We start from the raw sequence: 17,957 nt of genomic DNA on the forward strand, positions 1-17,957 counted from the left end.
GCCTTCCGGGGACCTTTCTTCGCGCCGGTAGCGTGGAGGTGTCTACGAGGAGATGCACATGACGACACGGGCCGAGCTTCGCACCGAGCAGCACAAGCCGAGGACGCTCTGGCGTGCTCTGCTGTCGGCGGCGCTCATTCTGCTGTGGCTGACCGGCGCCGGGCTCGGCGGCCCACTGTTCGGCAAGATCGACGAGGTCTCGTCGAATGACCGCACCGCATACCTGCCCGACTCTGCTGATGCGACTGAGGTGCAGCGCGCACTCGACGACTTCCTCGGCTCGGATTCGATACCAGCCGTGGTGGTCTTCGCGTCGGAGGAGAAGATCGACGATGCCGTCGCTGACGATCTGACCGCGGCACTGGACGAGGCGACGACGGCTGAGGGAGTGAAGGACGGCTCTTCGCCCGTGATCGTCTCCGACGACGGACTCGCCGCCCAGGCCTTCGTGCCGATCGACACCGACGCCGATGTCGGAGACGTGTCGACCGCGCTCTCGAGCGACCTCCGCGATGCGGTCCCCTCGGGTGTGGATGTCTACGTCACCGGCCCCGCCGGCTTCACCGCCGACCTCGTCGCCGGGTTCTCGGGCATCGACGGCATCCTGCTGCTCGTGGCGCTCGCCGCGGTGCTGGTGATCCTGGTGATCGTGTACCGCTCCCTGCTTCTGCCCGTGGTGGTGCTCAGCACCAGCCTCTTCGCCCTCTGCGTGGCGCTGCTGGTGGTGTGGTGGGCGGCCAAGCTCGGCATCCTGCTGCTGAGCGGACAGACTCAGGGAATCCTGTTCATCCTCGTCATCGGCGCCGCGACCGACTACTCGCTGCTGATGGTCGCGCGCTTCCGCGAAGAGCTCCACATCACCCAGAACCGCTGGACCGCTGTCGGAAGAGCATGGCGCGGTTCGTTCGAGCCGATCCTCGCCTCCGGAGGCACGGTCATCGCCGGTCTGCTCTGCCTGCTGCTCAGCGACCTGAAGTCGAACAGCACGCTCGGTCCCGTTGCCGCCATCGGCATCGTGTTCGCGATGCTCGCCGCTCTCACCCTGCTTCCCGCCCTGCTCGGCCTGTTCGGGCGCACGGCGTTCTGGCCCCGACGCCCGAAGTACGAGCCCGAGCGCCTCGCCGAGGTCAGCCCGCTCGAGGGGCGCGGTCTCTGGCCGCGTCTCGCCCGCGGCATCCGGCGCCGCCCGCGCCTCATCTGGATCTCGACGGCGATCGTGCTCGCGATCGCCGCGGTCGGCGTGGTGCAGCTCGATGCCGATGGCGTGCCGCAGTCCGACCTCGTTCTGGGCGCTTCCGAGGCGCGCGACGGGCAGAAGGTCCTCGGCGAGCACTTCCCCGGCGGCTCCGGCAGCCCGGCCTACGTGCTGGTCGACGAGGACAGGCTGCAGGATGCCGCTGACGTGCTGCTCGCTGACGACGGCATCGACGGCGTGAGCGTGACCTCCGAGGACTCGCCGTCCGGCAGCGCCCCGGTCACGGAAGACGGCATCACCGCCTTCGGCCCTCCAGGCACCCCTGCCCCCGAGCCGACGGTCATCGACGGTCGTGTGCTGCTGCAGGGCACACTGTCCGACGCCGCCGATTCGGCAGACGCCGAGGCGACGGTCGACCGCCTGCGCGCTGATCTCGACGAGACGGGTGCCCTGCTCGGTGGCGTCACCGCCACTGCGGTCGACACCAACACGGCGTCGATCCACGACCGCAACCTGATCATCCCTGTGATCCTCGGCGTGATCCTGCTGATCCTCATGCTGCTGCTGCGCGCGATCCTCGCGCCGGTTCTGCTGATCCTCACCACGGTGCTGTCGTTCGGCTCCGCGATGGGCGTTGCCGCACTGCTGTTCAACGGAGTCTTCCGGTTCCCCGGCGCGGATCCCGCGGTGCCGCTGTTCGGCTTCGTGTTCCTCGTCGCTCTGGGCATCGACTACAACATCTTCCTCATGACGCGCGTGCGCGAGGAGTCGAAGCGGCACGGCACCCGCGAGGGCATCCTTCGGGGCCTGTCGGTGACCGGTGGCGTGATCACCTCTGCTGGTCTCGTGCTGGCGGCGACCTTCGCGGCGCTGTCGGTGATCCCGATCCTGTTCCTGGTGCAGCTGGCTTTCATCGTCGCCTTCGGTGTGCTGCTCGACACGTTCGTCGTCCGGTCGCTTCTCGTGCCGGCGCTCGGCTACGACATCGGGCGGGCGATCTGGTGGCCTTCGAAGCTCAGTCGACGCGACGACGAGGCGGAGGCTGAGGCTGAGGCTCTGGCGGCCGAGGACGCAGCAGCGGCGGATGGCACGATCCGGCGGTGAGGATCTGGTCTCTGCACCCCTCGCACCTCGATCGGGCCGCGCTCGTCGCGGACTGGCGAGAGACTCTGCTCGCGCAGGCGGTGCTCGCGGGGCGCACGAAGGGATACACCCGGCATCCGCAGCTCGAGCGCTTCCGCGCTCAAGCCGATCCGCTCGCATCGGTCGGCTTCTATCTCGCGTGCGTCGCGGATGAGGCGGATGCCCGCGGCTACCGCTTCGACCGCACGCGTATCCTCTCCCCCGGCTCGCCGGTCTCGCCGATCTCGGTGACGGACGGACAGCTCGCGCTGGAGTGGACGCACCTCGGTGCGAAGCTCGCGGAGCGGAGCCCGTCGGATGCCGTGCGCTGGCGCGCCGCGTCGCCGACGCCGCACCCGCTGTTCACCGTCGTTCCCGGCCCGGTGGAATCGTGGGAGCGGGCGGTTCTCTGACTGGTGGTCGCAAGTTCCTCTCGCTCTCGTGTCGCGAGGCGCGTACCGTTCTTACATGACCATCGATGCGTCTGATCGAGCCGCCGTCGCGCACTTCGTCCGCGTGTGCGGATCGGGCGTCGTGGCGAGCATCGGCACCGACGGCGGACCTCAGGCTTCCTACGTCGGGCTGACCGCCACCGATGACGGTGTGCTCGTGTTCGACGCGACCAGCGATTCGCGGAAAGTGGCCAACATCCGTGAGCGCCCGCAGGTGGCCATCGCGGTGACCGGGGCTGACACGTCGGTGCAGCTCGAGGGGCGGGCGCGCGTGGCTCGCGATGAGGAGCGATGGCGGCTCGGCGAGGTGTACAGCGAGCGCTTCCCCGGCTCGAGGGCTCTGGATGCCGGATTCGAGGTCGTCGCCGTCGAGGTGCGCTGGGTGCGCGTGTACGACGCGGGTGAGCGTCCGCCGAAGGTGATCGAGGCGAGCTGGGCGTGATGCCTCGTTAGGCAGGGCGTCTGCGGGTGTCAAGGCCGTTCGAGGCGTCGTCAGGCGTGCGTATCGTCGGGCTCGTCGCTGACTGCGACATCCGACGATCCGAGGAGGCGGCCATGCCGAACCAGCCAGCGCTCAAGGACGAAGAGCTGTACGAGAAGCTTCGCGACGAGGGCGCATCGAAAGAGAAGGCGGCGCGCATCTCGAACGCCGCAGCGCGAGACGGCCGATCGACCGTGGGGCGCCGAGGGGGCGAATCGGGCGACTACGAGGACTGGACGGTCGACGAGCTGAAGAAGCGCGCGAAAGAGCTCGGCATCGAGGGGTACTCCGGCAAGCGCAAGGCCGAGATCATCAAGATGCTGCGCGACCACTGAGCACGCCGAGCCGGCACCGATCCGCCGACCCGTACGATGACGGGGTGACTCCCACCTCCGGCCTCCGCACGCTCGGCATCATCGGCGCCGGCCGGCTGGGGCGGGTGCTCGCGGCGCTGGCGGTGGATGCCGGATACCGCGTGCTCATCGCGCGCTCGGGTGACCCCGCCCCGATAGCCAGGGCGATGGCGGCGATCGGCGCCGAGGCGGTCACCGTGTCAGAGCTCGGTGCACGGGCGGATGCTGTCGTGCTCGCCCTCCCGCTCGGCAGCTACCTGACGCTGCCGGCAGAGCAAATGCGCGGGATGCTCGTGATCGACGCCATGAACTACTGGTGGGGCGCCGACGGCGACAGGCCCGACCTCGACGATCCTCGCACCTCGACGAGCGAGCTGGTTCAGCGGCACCTCGCCGGCGCGCGGGTCGTGAAGGGGCTGGGGCACATGGGGTACCACGACATGGAAGACGAAGCACGCCCCGCCGGGGCATCCGGTCGCAAGGCGATCGCGATCGCCGGTGAATCCGCCGCCGATCTCGAGACGGTGTCGCGTGTGGTCGATGACCTCGGTTTCGACCCCGTGATCGCTGGCTCTCTGGCATCCGGGATCATGCTCGAACCGGGGGCCGACGCGTTCGGCGCCGATGTCGGGGCCGACGAACTGCGGGAGATGCTCGCGGGATTCGCACGTTCACGGCGCGGCATCGTCGTCGCCAGGGCGAGGGGCGGCGCGCTGCCCACCTGAACAGTGTCGGGACGCGCGGTCGCAGCGGCTCGCACGACGTGCTCGAGCCGGTGCACCCAGCAGAGGATGATCGCGAACACGATCGCCTCGAAGAGCGTGAGAGAGATCACTCCGGTCTTCACGACGACGAGTGCCGAGATCAGGGTGATGGCGCTGATCACGGTGGACCGCTGGAGGCCCGTCGAGAGCTGCCACAGCAGCAGGCGATGCGCGAGCAGCAGCACGGCGAAAGCCAGAACGGCGCCGTTGGTCGCCCACTCATGGGCAACGGGGTCCACCGAGAGCGGGAAGACGCCGATCGAGAGCAGGCTCACGCCGAGTCCGGTGATCGCCTGCGGCATGAGTCGCGTCGCGGCGCGGACGCGGCGCGACGGAGGGGTCAGATCACGCAGCCGCATCCGGAGAACCCATGACGAGCCGGCGATGATCGCCCCGCTGAGGATGAGTCCGCCGTTGAACGCGAGGCTCGAGAAATCGCCCATCATGCCGAGTCGGCTGAAGTACAGATGCCACCAGTTGGAGTCGGTGGTCGTCGCCGCCGATACCAGGATCGACCCGCACAGCAGCAGGCCGGCGCAGAGCACCCACGTCAGACGGGGAACGCGATCGGGCGGTCCGAGCTGCTCAGACCGTTCTGTTCGCTCTGCTATGACCGGTGTGCCGTCGTCGACGACGACCACCACCGGTACTGTCAGCAGAGCATCGGCTCTCATCCCACCGCCTGATCACCGCGTTCGGGCGACGGCGGGGAGAACCGTGTCCGGGTGCGGAGCGAGTGCGGAGCCCCTCTGAACGCTCCGCTTCTTGGAAGCCTATTCGGGGCAGGCAGAATTGTGGCACTCATTCTCGGCCTCGGAGCACGGATGCCCGGCTTTTCAGCCTTCAGGCGAACAAGAGTTGCGTTCTTTGTCAGCTGTCCCGATCGACGGGGATCACCGATACGTCCACGGCGTGGCTGTTGGTCTCGACGATCATCATCGTGCAGACGGGCTGCCTGCGTCGATCGGTGGGCGATCCGGGGTTGAGCAGCCGCATCCCTGCGGGCGTGACGGTGTCCCAGGGAATGTGCGAATGCCCGAAGATGAGGATGTCGGTGTCGGGGAACGCCTCATCCATGCGCTCCTCCCGATTGCGAGCGGCGCCCGTCTCGTGGATCACCGCGAACCGCCGGCCGTCGACGTCGAAACGCGCGATCTCGGGAAGACGCGCACGCAGGTCGGCACCATCGTTGTTGCCGTACACGCCGTAGAAGCGCTTGGCGCGCGATTCGATCTCATCGAGCGTCGCGACGTCGACCCAGTCGCCGGCGTGGACGACGATGACCGCGCCGTCGATCGCTTCGAGCACGACACCCGGAAGGCGTCTCGCCCGTGCCGGGATGTGCGTGTCGGCGAGCAGCAGCATCGTCGTCATGCAGTCCATCATGGGCCATGCTGCTCTCTTGAGAACCAGTGGAAATGAGCCGGGTGCAGGCGCACCATGAACTCATGAGCGCATTCACCCCCGAGCGGGCCTTCAGTGGCTTCAGCGTCGACGACCTCGACGCAGCCCGCACGTTCTACAGCGAGACGCTCGGCATGCAGGTCTCGAGCAACCCCATGGGCTTTCTCGAGATCGGCCTGCCGCAGGGCGGCTCGCTTCTCGTGTACGACAAGCCGGACCACCAGCCGGCGACGTACACCGTTCTGAACTTCGCGGTGCCTGATGTCGAGGCAGCCGTCGACGATCTGAACGCCCGCGGTGTCGTCACCAAGATCTACACCGATCCCGACTTCGGCACGGATGAGAAGGGCATCGCCCGCGGGGGCCCTGATGGTTCGACGGGACCGGAGATCGCCTGGTTCAAGGACCCTGCGGGGAACGTCATCTCGGTGCTCGCTACGCCGTGATAGGGAGGCGCTCTGCGGGCTCACCTGTGGAAGCCCTCACCACTCGGGAAGCCCGTCACGCCACTCGTGGTCTGGCGGTAGACCGACGCGCTCGGTGAGCGCGAGGTCTCGGAAGGTCGAGGGCAGCATCACCGGTGCCGCGCTCTGGTCGACATCCAGCAGATCCCAGCGGTCCTCGTAACCGGCGAAGGTGGAAAGGAGAACGCGAGAGCGTTCAACCGGCGCATTGCGCTTTCCGGGGAACGCGTCGGGGTGGGTGAGCCAGTTCATGTGTTCGATCCACGCCGCCGCCGCGACATGGATACGCGGCACGACGAAGTTGCGGGGATGCGCGTGCAGGTCGTGCGGGATCGCGACCATGACGAAGTACTCCCGCTCGTGAAGGCTGGGCGCCTGCGACTTCGAGCCGAGCGGCCAGCTGATCGAGTGCATCCGGGCTCCACGCGCCGCTTTGACCTGGACCTCTACAAGGCGCCGTTCGCCGCCCTCTGCGCGCACCGCAAGGATGTCGGTGCGTTCCAGTCCATCGCGAGTGAGCGCCGGTGCCCACCCCCGTCGAGCCAGCTCAGCAGCAACACGGGAACTTCTCCCGCGCGAGCTCGTAGCGCTGCTGCGAGACCAGCACGGCTCGGAGCAGCCATCGGCTCTCGGGTGGCATGCGGGCCAGGTCGATCGCGGCGAGCTCCTCGTCGCGGACATGGGCCTTACGGGCCTGGATCCTGGCTGAACGATGCTCGGGGCGCTGGGCCTGGGCCGGCGTGGGACCGACGTACTCGGCCAGGCGGTCGAAGTACCGCCACAGGGCGTAGTAGTCAGAAGGAGCCCAGTCCGCCTGGTTCTCGTAGTAGATTCTGTCGGTCACCGGTCGTCCCTCCTCCCTGCGCACGGAGCCGTGTCCATTCTCGCCCGTTCTTCCTCCGGCTCTGGCTGTGTAGGTTCGGGGCGCTATTCCTGCACGTTGAACAGCTCGAGGTAGTGGCGGATCGCGGTCGCGTGATTATCGTCGTCCGCGGCGGACTTGGCGAGCTTGGATAGACGAGCAGCTTTGTCGATGTCGTACTTGGCTGCGTACGCCTCGGTGAGCCCGGTTGCCCCCGTGCCGATCCTGCGGCCATAGTTCGTGGGGTCGTTCATATCGCGCAGCCCGTCGCTGGAAAGGCCGCTGAAGAAGTCCCGGAGGTCCCACGGATAGATGATGGGATGATTCGCACGGGCGTACTGGGTCACTCGCATCTCCAGGTAGAAGGACGAGAGCGGAACGTGGTTCCAGGCCTTCCAGGTCTTGACGAGCCTGATCAAGTTCTTCGCGCGTCCGTCGGTCATTCGCTGCGCTTCATTGACGTACTCGAGGTGCACGGCTGGGTTGCTACGCACCCATCCGGTGCCGGCAGGATCGGGGATGTCGTAGTCGTCAGTCTCGCGGAAATAGGCCGGAGTGATCTCAACTGCAGGTGTGCCATCGAAATACACGATCCGAACTGCAGGGCGGTCGATGGACACGAAGCAGTTGCTCAGCCCCTTGGAGAGCGATGCGCGAAGCTGTTCCAGCGCGTCCCACGAATTCGTCGGCTTCGAGCCGGACATCGTGACGAAATAGTCGACGTCGCTGTGGTTGATGATCGCGGTGCCATGGTGCCACGAGCCGGTCTCGCGCATGCGAACGATTTCCAGGTCGTCCCGGAGCCAGGCTTCGATTGCAGCTCGGTGAGTCGCAGCGGCGGTCCGGGCGGCCTCGTCCGGGGTCATGGCGCGGAAGATCGAGACCAGTGTCGAGTCGGCAGTTGCTGCAGTCATTTGCCGTCGACCTCGAAGCTCTGACCGCCGTCCTGTTCAATGTTCCGTTTGGCCAAGAGGTATCCTCGGCGAGGGATCGCGTCTGCTGCTTGGTCGATGCTGGCGGCCTGCTCAGCCAGCGACTCCAGCGCTTCACGAAGCTCAGCAAGTGGATCGGTTGCCACTCTGATGTCCCGAAGACGACGAGCGTTGTTTCGGAGAGCGATGTAGTCGTTCGCACTCGTCTGGGCGCGCTCTGCGAGACGATCCGGGCGGATACCCGTCAAGAAGCTCACTGCTATGGCAGCGAGGACCGCAAGTACGCCAGAAGCGATCTGGCTTCCTGATGCGAATGTGATCACAGCGGCGGTCGTGCTCAAGGCCGCGGTGAGCGCACCCAGACCCCAGTGGATCGCGCGCCACATCTTGGCGGCCTCGAACTGACCTTGGCTCGACAGCACCGCGCTCTCATGGATACGAGACAACTCCCTGCGAATGGCGTCACGCTCGACGGCCGCCTCGTCAGCCACGGCGCTACCGGTTGCCCTTGGCTCTGTTGTGCGTCACGCAAAGCATCTCGCAGTTTTTCAGGTCGGTGGAGCCACCCTTGGACCACGCTGTCACGTGGTCGGCGTCCATCTCGTTCTGCTTGTAGATGCGGGTCTTGTTGGCGTTGCCACTGATTGCGCACAGCGGGCAGTTGGAGACTCCGTCTGCCTTGGCCTTGTCGGTCTGCTGCTTGTAGGCCAGGGCCTTGGTCTTGTCGTCGAACAGGCGGACGGAGAGGAGGCTGGGCTCGGTCTCGCCGCTGAGCAGGAACTCGTAGGCCCCTTTGCGGTTGTTGATGAATGGGCTGTTGAGAAGCTCGTTCAGGCGGGTGTCGATCTTCGCAGTGTTGTACGACGTCGAGTGGTACTGCTCGTAGAGGCGGCCCCACTCGAGACCCTGCATGAGCTTGTCGGGCGGGCTGACAAAGACGCCAGCCACCCAGTCGATCACCGAGGTGAAGTACGTCTTCAGATGCGCGATGTTGTCGTCGTCGCGGTGCTGGGCGAGGTAGCTCTCGACGGTGACGCCTTGCGACGAGGCGGCCCATTCAAGCGCGACAGCGAGCACGCCCTGGCGCTTCGGGTCGCCCTTCACGTAGGCCAGCCACTTCTGCAGGTTGGAGTTGTTGGAGTTGCTGTACTCCTTCTTGGCGGCCGTGATGAAGGGACCGGAGTAGATCGCGTTGAGCAGCTCCTGCTTGTTGAGCGGCACGCCAGCGATGTTGATCGTCTCGAACCACTGCTTGATCTCGGTCTCGGATCCGTTGCACTCGTAGATATCGAGCTTGGCCTTGAGGATCTTGTCCTTTTGATCCTGGGGCAGCGATGAAAAGGTCTGCTCGTTGCCATCGACCTTGATGGCGAACTTGCCGGTAACGAAGCGCCCAATGCTCGTGATGCGCTGCTGGCCGTCCAGCACCTCGAGCGTGTCCCCTTCGACGTTGAAGTAGATGAGCCCGAGCGGGTAGCCCTTGAGGATCGAGTCGATGACGGCCACGTCCTTCTTGCCGTCGTTGTAGATGTAGTTCCGCTGGTACTCGGGCTGGATCACGAGCTTGCCTGCCAGGCCGAAGAGGCCCTTGCCCTCGAGCTCGTTATAGACGAAGCCGTCGACGACCTGCTCGACGGTGTAGTGCTGGAGATCGGTCTTCATTGATCGGCCTTCCTGTGACGGATGAGGATGCGCTTGAACACGGCCTTGTTCGTGCTCGCGAGCCCGAGCTTGGTCCGGCCGACGTTGCCGGCATACTCGGGCCCGAGAGGCGTCACTCCAAGAGCAGCTGCGAAGCCGCCGTCGCTGGTGCCGACGATCTCGAACTGCTCGGGGTTGTACTTGTCCAAGAAGGTCACGGGAACGCCCATGAGCCCGTCGTAGTCAGCAGGAATGGCGTCTGTGAACGGCACTTCGATCGCGTCGAAGTTCGAGTACGCCTCGTAGCCGACGCCACGGATGCCAGCGTGCTTGCTGTACTTGATGTTGTCGGCCTCGGTCATGAGTTGGAGCGGCTGGTGGCGTCGACCGTGGTCGATGTTCGTAAGCCAGCAGGAGTTCCCGAGGCGGGTGAAGTCGTATTTCTCGTCCGGTGGGTACCCGAGGCGTTCGGCCTTGAGCCTGTCTGCAGCGCTCACCTCGGACCCCTTGGGCACGCCGAAGACCATGTCGGTGCTGTTGGCTGTCGCGCCCTTCCAGAGTTTGTTGTCACGGATAAGCGGGAACACCTCTTTGTATGTGATCGCGTTATTGCTACCGATGACGGAGAACTGCTTGCCACTGGCCATCAGCCAAGTGATGAACGGGCGGAAGAGGCTGAACGGAGGGTTTGTGATGATGATGTCGGCCTCGTCGCGCAACGCGGTGACCTCGGCGGATCTGAAGTCGCCATCGCCTTCGAGGTACTCCCACTGCAAGTCGTCGATGTTGATGACGCCGTCTTGATTGATATCGTGGCTGTCCAACGTGAACTTCTTGCCGTTGGTTCGAGTCTTCGTCTCGTCAAACTGAGGATCGTTCAGCTCGAAGAGCGTGGGCTCGTAGGAAAACGCGGCGGGGTTCGAGTCCGGAGCGTAAGAGGTCGAGATGAGCTTCTTGATGCCGTAGTCCGCGAAGTGCAGGGCGAAGAACTTCGCGAAGTTGCTCCACTCAGGGTCGTCGCACGGCAGCAAAACGACCTTGCCTCGGAACACGTCAGGATCGTATTCAAGGTAGGCGTTGACCTCGCGCTCGATGTCGGCCCACTGCGTATAGAACTCGTCGTTCTTGGCGTTCTTCGCGGCAGCGAGACTCGAGTTTGATGTTTGTTTGGTCACTGTTGCCTGCCTTGGGTACACCGATGAACGCACTCCTGGGGGACGGTAGCGCGGATGATGCCTCGATCCTATCGGCAGGGTATGACATTGACCGTTGGCCCTTCATCTCGACTGTGAGAAGCGACGGCTGCGGCTACCGCCGGCGCGCATCACACCAATCTGACGCGACGGAAGCCCCGGATGAACGCGGGCTCTCGCACACGCCCCTTGCTGCCGTCGAAGGCTTCCAGTAGGCGAAGCCGCCCACCACCTTCGTGAGCACCACGGGCACTCCGTCGTCCAGCCGCCACCATATGTCTTCGATCTCTGCCATGCCACCGACGGTAGCCAAGAAGCGGATCAACATTGTTGTCAGTTTTGGAGGGCTGGCTGCAAGACCCCTGCAGGCGAACCTGCAGGGGTCTTGTGCTCTAACGGCGAGCAGCAGCTTCTGCCTGCTCGGCCTTCTCGACGAGCGCCCGGTGCAGCTCGGAAGCGGTGAGGCCCGGTTCCTCGGCGAGCATCTCGCCGACCACGCGGGCCGCGTACTGCTTGGCAGCCAAGTCGAGCTCTGCAGTGAACGGAGGGCCTGTGATCGCCCTGAGGTCGATGTCCACATGATCAGGCCACCAGCTTGGACTCGACAAACGCGTCGAGGTCGGTCGGCCTGTAGAGCACCGGGCCACCGATCTTGGCGTACTTCGGGCCCCTGCCCTCGGAGCGCCACTTCTTCAGGGTCGAGTAGCCGACGCTGAGGTAGACGGCGGCGTTGGCCGAAGCACGGAGCGATCTCGGGGTGTCTATCGGGTGTCGTGCATCCTGAGCAAAGACAAATTGAACCTGCGATCTTGGTTCTTTGTAGACAGGTTCCGAACGAACAACTGACGCAGGCACAAAGCGATCAAGAGCGCTATCTTGGGAGACCGTATTTCAAATCAGGCCGGGCGTGTCGCGGTGACATCTGCCTCTTACTGGTGACATCTGCGGTGACATTTGGTGATTGAGACGACGAAACCCCGATCGGAATCATCTTCTGATCGGGGTTTTTGTCGGGCTGACAGGATTTGAACCTGCGACCCCTTGACCCCCAGTCAAGTGCGCTACCAAGCTGCGCCACAGCCCGTGGCAGTCCGCGCTTTCGCGCGGGCAACTCCACTATCGTAGCCGACGGAATCGGCCACCGCGAACCGGCGCCCCCGGGCGTGGCGAACCGGACCTCACCGCGACCGTTGCCGATGTCGGCGCCTCCGCGTAGCGTGCCTGCCATGGCGACGATCACCACAGAACCGGCCACGATAGCCCGGTGGGACGACGTGCAGCACTCGCTCTCGGGTGGCGGCGACGGGCGCAGCTGCCAGTGCATCTGGCCCATCGTGCGCAACAAGGTCTGGAACACAACGAACCTTGACGAGCGCCGGGACATGCTCCACGACGAGATCGCCGCAGGTCCGGCTCCCGGGCTCATCGTCTACGTCGACGGCGCGGCAGCAGGGTGGATCCGCGTCGGCCCTCGCACCGTGCAGCAGCGCATCCTGCACACCCGCGCCATCGCAGCGGCCACCACGCAGCCGCTCGACGACGACACCGTCTGGGCCGTGACCTGCTTCGTCGTCCGCAAAGAGCACCGCGGCAAGGGCCTGAACGCTGAGCTTCTGGCATCCGCTCTCGACTACGCCCGCAGCTCCGGCGCGCGGATGATCGAGGCCTATCCGGTCGACACTTCGATCGGATCGCACCGATCCAATGACCTCTTCCACGGCACTCTCTCGACGTTCCTCGCCGCGGGATTCGAACGCGGCCCGGCTCTGACGGGAGGACGAGTACTCGTGACGCGCGGGCTGGCCGACTGATCACAGCGCATCGAGGTACTACGGTGGCGCCATGAGCACCCAGTACCCGACCATCGAAGACCCGGAACTCGGTACCCTCTCGCGCGCCGAGACCACGCTCGACGATGGCGACGTCGTCATCCATGACTGGTACTCAGGTGCGCTGACGATCGACGGGCGTGAGCTCGAGCTGATGATCGACGGAGCCGACGCCGACGCGGTCGGCGCGCTGCTCCCCCGTGCACATGCGATCGTCGCTGACCTCCGGGGCGTCCGTCGCCGGGCATCCGAAGCCGTCATCTCCCACTTCAGCGACAGCGAGCCGACTCCTGCTCAGCTCGAAGAGGGCGCTGTCGACCTCGTGCTCGACACTCTCGAGATCACCGACGACACCACCGTGCTGCACTTCACCGACTCGTGCGGGCAGCACTTCCCCGAGGGATACTGGCCGGCGGTGCACCTCGACCTTGACGGCGAGGTCGCCGAGGTCACGGTCGAAGGCTGACCGCTCAATACGATGGGAGGATGCGCCGCAGCATCCGCCCGCTCGACATCGCCGTCTGGGCGCCGTACATCCTCCTCGCGATCATCCACGTGATCGCGCTTGCCGCGCAGAGTCCGCTCGCCGCGCCGACGAAGCTGACGCTGATGCCGCTGCTCGCGGTGCCCGTGCTGGCTGCGGCACCCCGGCTCCGACCACGCATCGCCGTATTGCTGCTCCTCGCCGCACTGCTGTTCTCGTGGCTCGGCGACGGCGCGGGCACCTTCTTCCCCGGCGGGCCCGAGCTGCCGCTGATGCTGCTGTTCTTCGGCATCGCCCACATCGCCTACATCGTCGTCTTCCTGCGGCTCACCGCCCGCCGCCGGCTGCCCTGGTGGACGCTGATCTATGCCGTCTGGTGGATGGGGATGCTGGTCATCCTCGGTCCGCACATCGGCGGCCTCTTCTTCGCCGTCGCCGCATACGGCCTCGTGCTCGCCGGCACCGCGGCGACCTCCGCCCGCAGCAACGCGACCATCGCCACCGGCGGGGCGTTCTTCCTCGCCAGCGATTCGATCCTCGCGTTCCGCCTCTTCCTGCCCGACATGATGCCCGCCTGGACGAGCCCGGCCGTGATGCTCACCTACACCCTCGGCCAGGGGCTCATCATCGCCGGCGTGATCCGTGCGCTGCGAAAGGCAGAGGTCGGATGATGGATGCTATGAAACCCGTGCGCGTCGACAGCTGGCTCTGGGCGATCCGCATCTACAAGACCCGCTCGGCGGCCACCACAGCCTGCCGCGCCGGGCATGTTCGGGTGGGCGGTGAGCGCACCAAGGCAGCGCAGACGGTCAAACCCGGCGACGAGGTGAGAGTGCGGATGTCGGGGTTCGACCGCATCCTCATCGTGAAGCAGACCCTGTCGAAGCGGGTCGGCGCCCCGGTCGCCGTCACCGCCTACGAGGACCGCACTCCCGCGCGCGAGCCGTCGGCGATGCTCGCAGTCCGCGACCGCGGTGCCGGAAGACCCACCAAGCGCGAGCGGCGGGAGATCGACCGGCTGCGCGGGCGGGATCCGCACGACGACTGAGTCCGAGCCGCGCCCGCTGAGACGCATCCGACGCTGGGCTGCGCTCAGCCGCGGGCATCCAGCTGGCGAAGCAGCCAGCCGGAGGACACGACCCTCGCGCCCGCCTCTTCGAGACGCAGCACGAGTTCGCGGTCACTCGTCACGGCGGTGACATCGGCACCGTCGCCGACGAGGCGCCGCGCCTCCTCGACGATGGCGTCGTCGCCGGCGCCGTCCGCCCGCACGATGGCGACGCGGGCGCCGTGCGTCTGCTGCTGCTGCTCGGCATCCGGAATCGCGCGGGCAGCGCCCTCCACGACCATCGACACCGGCGGGAACCAGCGGTCGGCCTCGAGGCCGAGCCCGGCGGCCTGCACTCCGCCCGCGGCCCATTCTGAGAGCCGGGCATGCAGACGCGACGCGGCGCCCGCGCGGTCTTTCCACCAGCCGTCCGGGACCGAGCCGACGACGTTCGCGGCATCCACCACGATTGCGGGATGCTCCGTCAGCAGCGACCGCAGCAGTGGCCACGAGTCGGCGAACCCGGGGTGCAGCGGCCGCTGGTCGACCTCATTGACCGGCACCCACTCGAGGGCGAGGCTCTCGGGATCGCTGATCACCGGGTCGAAGGGTGCGAGCACGTCTGCGACGACCGTCGTGTACGACCAGATCTCGAGATCCAGCACCCGAGCGAACCGCGCGTGCAGCGCGCCGTCCGGAATGCCGGCCTCCTCCTGCGCCTCACGCAGAGCGCCGTCGAGCGGCGACTCGTCTTGATGCAGGGCTCCGCCCGGGATGCCCCAGGTGCCGCCGAAGTGGCTCCACCCGACGCGATGCTGCAGCAGCACGCCGCGCTGCGGATCGACCGCGAGAACCCCGGCGGCGCCGAAGCGACCCCAGTACTTCTCACCGGTCGGCGCGAGAACCCAGGCGTCTCCCGGATCCTGCGGCCCGAGCGGGCGTCGAGGCTCGTCAGGGGCCGGGGGAACGATCGTCACTCCCCCAGCCTTTCATGCCTCGACGCCCACCGGCGCAGCGGATGGCGAAGCGGATCGCGGAACGTGTGGCGGAAGGTCAGCGTGCGCCGACCGCCGCTCCGGACCGCAGACGCGAAGCCGCGAGCTCCTCCGCGGCGAGCAGAGGCGTCACCCCACGGCTCTCGGCATCGTCGAGGATCCGCCGCACGGTGTCGCCGATGCCGGCCACGCGCTGCATGATCTCTTCGCTCGACCCGATGCGCTTGGCTTCGAGGTCGAGGTAGATCACGCCACCGGCGTTCACGACGAAGTCGGGCGCATACAGCACCCCGCGCTGCGCGAGGCGGTCGGCGCCGGAACGGTCGGCGAGCGGGTTGTTGGCCGGACCGCACACGGCCTGCACGTCGAGCGCATCGATGACCTCGTCGGTCAGCACGCCGCCGATGCCTGCCGGCACGAAGACGTCCCCCGCGACGAGGTGCTCGGTGCCCGGCTCCACCCACGTGGCGCCGATCTCATCAGCGAACGCACGTCGCGCGGGGTTGATGTCGGTGACGGTCAGCTGCGCGCCCTGCTCGGCGAGCCGGGATGCCAGGCGTCCGCCCACCTGCCCCAGGCCGGAGATGGTGATGCGGCGTCCTGCAGCGTCTGCCGATCCGGTCAGGCGCTCGAGAACCGCCTGCAACGAGGCGTAGACACCGAGGCTGGTCGGACCAGCGGGCTCACCCGAGCCGCCGACCGTCGACGGCAGGCCGACCACGTGCTGCGTGCGCTCGCTGACCGTGAGCATGTCGTCGGTCGTCGATCCGACGTCTTCCGCGGTGCGGTACAGGCCGCCCATCAGCTCGACCGCATCGCCGAGGTCGAGGAACGCATCGCGACGACGATCGGCGTCGAGAGTCTCGCCGGGCGCGAGCCCGATCACCGACTTGCCGCCACCGGCATCCAGCCCCGCCGCCGCGTTCTTCAGCGTCATCGCCGCCGAGAGCCGCAGCGCGTCGCCGAGCGCGTCACTCCAGTGCGGATACGTCCATAGACGCGCGCCGCCGAGGGCGGAGCCGAGTACCGAGGAGTGCAGCGCGACGGCGATGAACAGTCCGCTCCGCCGTCCCGTCGTCACCTCCACGCGCTCGTGGACGAAGTCGGGCAGTGGCAGGGTGTGCGTCATCGCAGTCTCCTCGGGCGGGCCTCGTGGGCCGGGCTGGGGGCGGATGCCGGGATCATGGCATCCGCCCCCATTCTGCCTCAGAGACGTCTAGCGCTGGCGACGCTCGCGCACGCGCATGTTGATGACGATCGGGGTTCCCTCGAACGAGTACAGCTCGCGCAGGCGGCGCTGCACGAAGCGGCGGTAGCCCGGGTCGAGGAATCCCGTCGTGAACAGCACGAACGTCGGCGGACGCGTCGACGCCTGCGTGCCGAACAGGATGCGAGGCTGCTTGCCACCGCGCAGCGGGTGCGGGTGCGCGGCGACGAGCTCGGCGATGAACGCATTGAACTTGCCGGTGGGGATGCGACGGTCCCAGTTCTCGAGCGCCTGCTCGAGCGCGGGCACGAGCTTGTCGAGGTGACGGCCCGTCTTCGCCGAGATGTTCACGCGCGGAGCCCAGGCGACGTGCGCGAGGTCCTGCTCGATCTCGCGCTCGAGGTAGCGGCGACGGTCGGCGTTCTCCATGTCGTCGTCCGACAGGCGGTCCCACTTGTTGAAGGCGAGCACCAGCGCACGGCCCGACTCGAGCACCATGTCGATGATGTTCAGGTCCTGCACGCTGATCGACTGCGAGACGTCGAGCACGACGACAGCGACCTCCGCCTTCTCGAGAGCGGCCGAGGTGCGCAGCGACGCATAGAAGTCGGCGCCCTGCTGCAGGTGCACGCGGCGGCGGATGCCTGCGGTGTCGACCAGGCGCCACATCTTGCCGCCCAGCTCGACGATCTCGTCGACCGGGTCGCGCGTCGTGCCGGCGAGGTCGTTCACGACCACGCGCTCCTCGCCCGCGGCCTTGTTCAGCAGCGACGACTTGCCCACGTTCGGGCGGCCGATGATCGCCACGCGACGCGGTCCGCCGATCTCGGCCTTCGCGACAGCGGAGACCTCCGGCAGCTTCGCGATCACCAGGTCGAGCAGGTCGGCCACTCCGCGGCCGTGGATCGCCGAGACGGGGTGCGGCTCACCGAGCCCCAGGTTCCACAGCGGAGCCGCCTCGGGCTCCTGGCGGGCGTCGTCGATCTTGTTCGCGACGAGGAAGACCGGCTTGCCGCTCTTGCGCAGCAGCTTGACGACGTACTCGTCTGTCGAGGTCGCGCCGACCTTCGCATCGACGACGAACAGCACCATGTCGGCGAGATCGATCGCGACCTCGGCCTGGGCGGCCACCGAGCGGTCGATGCCCTTGGCATCCGGTTCCCACCCGCCGGTGTCGACGAGCGAGAAGCGCCGGTCGTTCCACTCGGCCTTGTAGGTCACGCGGTCGCGGGTGACACCGGGGGTGTCTTCGACGACGGCCTCACGGCGACCGAGGATGCGGTTCACGAGCGCCGACTTGCCGACGTTCGGGCGACCGACGATCGCGACCACCGGCAGGGCCGGCGAGTACTCGATGCCGTCGTCGCCCTCGGTGAGACCCTCGAGAAGCGCCGCGTCGTCTTCTTCCAGCTCGTAGTCGCTGAGCGATGCGCGCATCGCGGTGGCGCGCTGCTCGGCGAACTCCTCGTCGAGCGAGGCCATCTTCTCGGCGAGATCGTCGGGGGCGCCGGTGTACTCTTCATCGGCCATG

The 17,957-nt window shown here is 66.8% G+C and carries 22 protein-coding genes, 1 tRNA gene and 1 pseudogene; 10 read left to right on the top strand and 14 right to left on the bottom strand.

Features of this window, described 5'->3' with window-relative positions:
- The first annotated feature begins 58 nt into the window (after nt 1-58).
- From JOE67_RS02515 to JOE67_RS02535, 5 genes are all read left to right on the top strand, one after another.
- Nucleotides 59-2,299, top strand: a complete 2,241-nt coding sequence (locus tag JOE67_RS02515; protein WP_204974009.1) for an MMPL family transporter — start codon at nt 59-61, stop codon at nt 2,297-2,299.
- Nucleotides 2,296-2,730 (top strand): pyrimidine dimer DNA glycosylase/endonuclease V, encoded by a 435-nt coding sequence (locus JOE67_RS02520; protein WP_204974010.1) that lies wholly within the window; start codon nt 2,296-2,298, stop codon nt 2,728-2,730. The genes JOE67_RS02515 and JOE67_RS02520 overlap by 4 nt, the downstream gene beginning before the upstream one ends.
- Before the next feature lie 55 nt (nt 2,731-2,785).
- The gene (locus JOE67_RS02525; RefSeq protein WP_204974011.1) at nt 2,786-3,211 is read left to right on the top strand and encodes a pyridoxamine 5'-phosphate oxidase family protein; all 426 of its coding nucleotides are present in this window, start codon (nt 2,786-2,788) and stop codon (nt 3,209-3,211) included.
- A gap of 113 nt (nt 3,212-3,324) precedes the next feature.
- A complete protein-coding gene (locus JOE67_RS02530; RefSeq protein WP_204974012.1) occupies nt 3,325-3,585 on the top strand; it encodes a DUF7218 family protein in 261 nt (86 codons plus the stop codon).
- A gap of 44 nt (nt 3,586-3,629) precedes the next feature.
- Nucleotides 3,630-4,328, top strand: a complete 699-nt coding sequence (locus JOE67_RS02535; RefSeq protein WP_204974013.1) for an NAD(P)-binding domain-containing protein — start codon at nt 3,630-3,632, stop codon at nt 4,326-4,328.
- Nucleotides 4,329-4,393: 65 nt separating this feature from the next.
- On the opposite strand, the pseudogene JOE67_RS15830 reads toward JOE67_RS02535, so the two are convergent.
- Together JOE67_RS15830 and JOE67_RS02540 are read right to left on the bottom strand one after the other, a co-directional pair.
- A pseudogene (locus tag JOE67_RS15830) lies at nt 4,394-5,041 on the bottom strand (DUF998 domain-containing protein); the annotation flags it as partial.
- A 196-nt stretch (nt 5,042-5,237) separates the two neighbouring features.
- Nucleotides 5,238-5,741 (bottom strand): metallophosphoesterase family protein, encoded by a 504-nt coding sequence (locus JOE67_RS02540; protein ID WP_204974014.1) that lies wholly within the window; start codon nt 5,739-5,741, stop codon nt 5,238-5,240.
- A gap of 74 nt (nt 5,742-5,815) precedes the next feature.
- On the opposite strand from JOE67_RS02540, the gene JOE67_RS02545 reads away from it, so the two are divergent.
- Nucleotides 5,816-6,217 carry a VOC family protein gene (locus tag JOE67_RS02545; protein WP_204974015.1) on the top strand — a complete coding sequence of 134 codons (402 nt, stop codon included), beginning with the start codon at nt 5,816-5,818 and terminating at the stop codon, nt 6,215-6,217.
- A gap of 36 nt (nt 6,218-6,253) precedes the next feature.
- Here JOE67_RS02545 and JOE67_RS02550 read toward each other — a convergent pair whose 3' ends face one another.
- The 9 genes from JOE67_RS02550 to JOE67_RS02590 all read right to left on the bottom strand — a co-directional run bounded on the left by JOE67_RS02550 (nt 6,254) and on the right by JOE67_RS02590 (nt 11,947).
- Entirely contained in the window at nt 6,254-6,649 is a 396-nt protein-coding gene (locus JOE67_RS02550; protein WP_239527955.1) for a hypothetical protein, read from the bottom strand.
- Between the two features lie 133 nt (nt 6,650-6,782).
- On the bottom strand, nt 6,783-7,079 hold the full coding sequence (locus JOE67_RS02555; RefSeq protein ID WP_204974016.1) for a hypothetical protein: 297 nt from the start codon (nt 7,077-7,079) through the stop codon (nt 6,783-6,785).
- Nucleotides 7,080-7,162: 83 nt separating this feature from the next.
- Nucleotides 7,163-8,011 (bottom strand): nucleotidyltransferase domain-containing protein, encoded by an 849-nt coding sequence (locus JOE67_RS02560; RefSeq protein WP_204974017.1) that lies wholly within the window; start codon nt 8,009-8,011, stop codon nt 7,163-7,165.
- Nucleotides 8,008-8,520 (bottom strand): SLATT domain-containing protein, encoded by a 513-nt coding sequence (locus JOE67_RS02565; protein ID WP_204974018.1) that lies wholly within the window; start codon nt 8,518-8,520, stop codon nt 8,008-8,010. The genes JOE67_RS02560 and JOE67_RS02565 overlap by 4 nt, the downstream gene beginning before the upstream one ends.
- Before the next feature lie 4 nt (nt 8,521-8,524).
- On the bottom strand, nt 8,525-9,691 hold the full coding sequence (locus JOE67_RS02570) for an HNH endonuclease family protein (RefSeq protein ID WP_204974019.1): 1,167 nt from the start codon (nt 9,689-9,691) through the stop codon (nt 8,525-8,527).
- Nucleotides 9,688-10,845, bottom strand: a complete 1,158-nt coding sequence (locus JOE67_RS02575) for an adenine-specific methyltransferase EcoRI family protein (RefSeq protein ID WP_338041471.1) — start codon at nt 10,843-10,845, stop codon at nt 9,688-9,690. The genes JOE67_RS02570 and JOE67_RS02575 overlap by 4 nt, the downstream gene beginning before the upstream one ends.
- Nucleotides 10,846-11,255: 410 nt before the next feature.
- The gene (locus JOE67_RS02580; protein WP_204974020.1) at nt 11,256-11,441 is read right to left on the bottom strand and encodes a hypothetical protein; all 186 of its coding nucleotides are present in this window, start codon (nt 11,439-11,441) and stop codon (nt 11,256-11,258) included.
- A 4-nt stretch (nt 11,442-11,445) separates the two neighbouring features.
- The gene (locus JOE67_RS15745) at nt 11,446-11,718 is read right to left on the bottom strand and encodes a helix-turn-helix domain-containing protein (protein ID WP_338041472.1); all 273 of its coding nucleotides are present in this window, start codon (nt 11,716-11,718) and stop codon (nt 11,446-11,448) included.
- A 155-nt stretch (nt 11,719-11,873) separates the two neighbouring features.
- Nucleotides 11,874-11,947, bottom strand: a tRNA-Pro gene (locus JOE67_RS02590).
- Between the two features lie 142 nt (nt 11,948-12,089).
- On the opposite strand from JOE67_RS02590, the gene JOE67_RS02595 reads away from it, so the two are divergent.
- From JOE67_RS02595 to JOE67_RS02610, 4 genes are read left to right on the top strand one after another with little or no spacing between them, the layout of a single operon-like run.
- On the top strand, nt 12,090-12,674 hold the full coding sequence (locus JOE67_RS02595) for a GNAT family N-acetyltransferase (protein WP_204974021.1): 585 nt from the start codon (nt 12,090-12,092) through the stop codon (nt 12,672-12,674).
- A gap of 31 nt (nt 12,675-12,705) precedes the next feature.
- Entirely contained in the window at nt 12,706-13,158 is a 453-nt protein-coding gene (locus JOE67_RS02600) for a hypothetical protein (protein ID WP_204974022.1), read from the top strand.
- Nucleotides 13,159-13,178: 20 nt separating this feature from the next.
- Complete coding sequence (locus tag JOE67_RS02605) at nt 13,179-13,847, top strand: lysoplasmalogenase family protein (RefSeq protein ID WP_204974023.1); 669 nt, start codon at nt 13,179-13,181, stop codon at nt 13,845-13,847.
- Between the two features lie 8 nt (nt 13,848-13,855).
- Nucleotides 13,856-14,224, top strand: a complete 369-nt coding sequence (locus tag JOE67_RS02610; RefSeq protein ID WP_239527956.1) for an RNA-binding S4 domain-containing protein — start codon at nt 13,856-13,858, stop codon at nt 14,222-14,224.
- 44 nt (nt 14,225-14,268) lie between these two features.
- Here JOE67_RS02610 and JOE67_RS02615 read toward each other — a convergent pair whose 3' ends face one another.
- The 3 genes from JOE67_RS02615 to der form a co-directional block, all read right to left on the bottom strand.
- The gene (locus JOE67_RS02615; RefSeq protein ID WP_204974025.1) at nt 14,269-15,201 is read right to left on the bottom strand and encodes an NUDIX domain-containing protein; all 933 of its coding nucleotides are present in this window, start codon (nt 15,199-15,201) and stop codon (nt 14,269-14,271) included.
- A gap of 76 nt (nt 15,202-15,277) precedes the next feature.
- Nucleotides 15,278-16,348 carry a Glu/Leu/Phe/Val dehydrogenase family protein gene (locus JOE67_RS02620; RefSeq protein ID WP_204974026.1) on the bottom strand — a complete coding sequence of 357 codons (1,071 nt, stop codon included), beginning with the start codon at nt 16,346-16,348 and terminating at the stop codon, nt 15,278-15,280.
- Between the two features lie 87 nt (nt 16,349-16,435).
- Nucleotides 16,436-17,956, bottom strand: coding sequence for a ribosome biogenesis GTPase Der (gene der, locus JOE67_RS02625; protein ID WP_204974027.1), 1,521 nt, complete (start codon nt 17,954-17,956; stop codon nt 16,436-16,438).
- Nucleotide 17,957 lies beyond the last annotated feature (1 nt).

Source organism: Microbacterium esteraromaticum (genome assembly GCF_016907315.1).
GTDB lineage: Bacteria > Actinomycetota > Actinomycetes > Actinomycetales > Microbacteriaceae > Microbacterium > Microbacterium esteraromaticum.

Coding starts and splice junctions, on each gene's coding strand:
- JOE67_RS02515 (WP_204974009.1), top strand. CDS start 59: ATGACGACACGGGCCGAGCTTCGCACCGAGCAGCACAAGCCGAGGACG.
- JOE67_RS02620 (WP_204974026.1), bottom strand. CDS start 16,348: ATGACGCACACCCTGCCACTGCCCGACTTCGTCCACGAGCGCGTGGAG.
- JOE67_RS02570 (WP_204974019.1), bottom strand. CDS start 9,691: ATGAAGACCGATCTCCAGCACTACACCGTCGAGCAGGTCGTCGACGGC.
- JOE67_RS02525 (WP_204974011.1), top strand. CDS start 2,786: ATGACCATCGATGCGTCTGATCGAGCCGCCGTCGCGCACTTCGTCCGC.
- JOE67_RS02540 (WP_204974014.1), bottom strand. CDS start 5,741: ATGACGACGATGCTGCTGCTCGCCGACACGCACATCCCGGCACGGGCG.
- JOE67_RS02550 (WP_239527955.1), bottom strand. CDS start 6,649: ATGCACTCGATCAGCTGGCCGCTCGGCTCGAAGTCGCAGGCGCCCAGC.
- JOE67_RS02560 (WP_204974017.1), bottom strand. CDS start 8,011: ATGACTGCAGCAACTGCCGACTCGACACTGGTCTCGATCTTCCGCGCC.
- der (WP_204974027.1), bottom strand. CDS start 17,956: ATGGCCGATGAAGAGTACACCGGCGCCCCCGACGATCTCGCCGAGAAG.
- JOE67_RS02545 (WP_204974015.1), top strand. CDS start 5,816: ATGAGCGCATTCACCCCCGAGCGGGCCTTCAGTGGCTTCAGCGTCGAC.
- JOE67_RS02610 (WP_239527956.1), top strand. CDS start 13,856: ATGAAACCCGTGCGCGTCGACAGCTGGCTCTGGGCGATCCGCATCTAC.
- JOE67_RS02605 (WP_204974023.1), top strand. CDS start 13,179: ATGCGCCGCAGCATCCGCCCGCTCGACATCGCCGTCTGGGCGCCGTAC.
- JOE67_RS02530 (WP_204974012.1), top strand. CDS start 3,325: ATGCCGAACCAGCCAGCGCTCAAGGACGAAGAGCTGTACGAGAAGCTT.
- JOE67_RS02595 (WP_204974021.1), top strand. CDS start 12,090: ATGGCGACGATCACCACAGAACCGGCCACGATAGCCCGGTGGGACGAC.
- JOE67_RS02600 (WP_204974022.1), top strand. CDS start 12,706: ATGAGCACCCAGTACCCGACCATCGAAGACCCGGAACTCGGTACCCTC.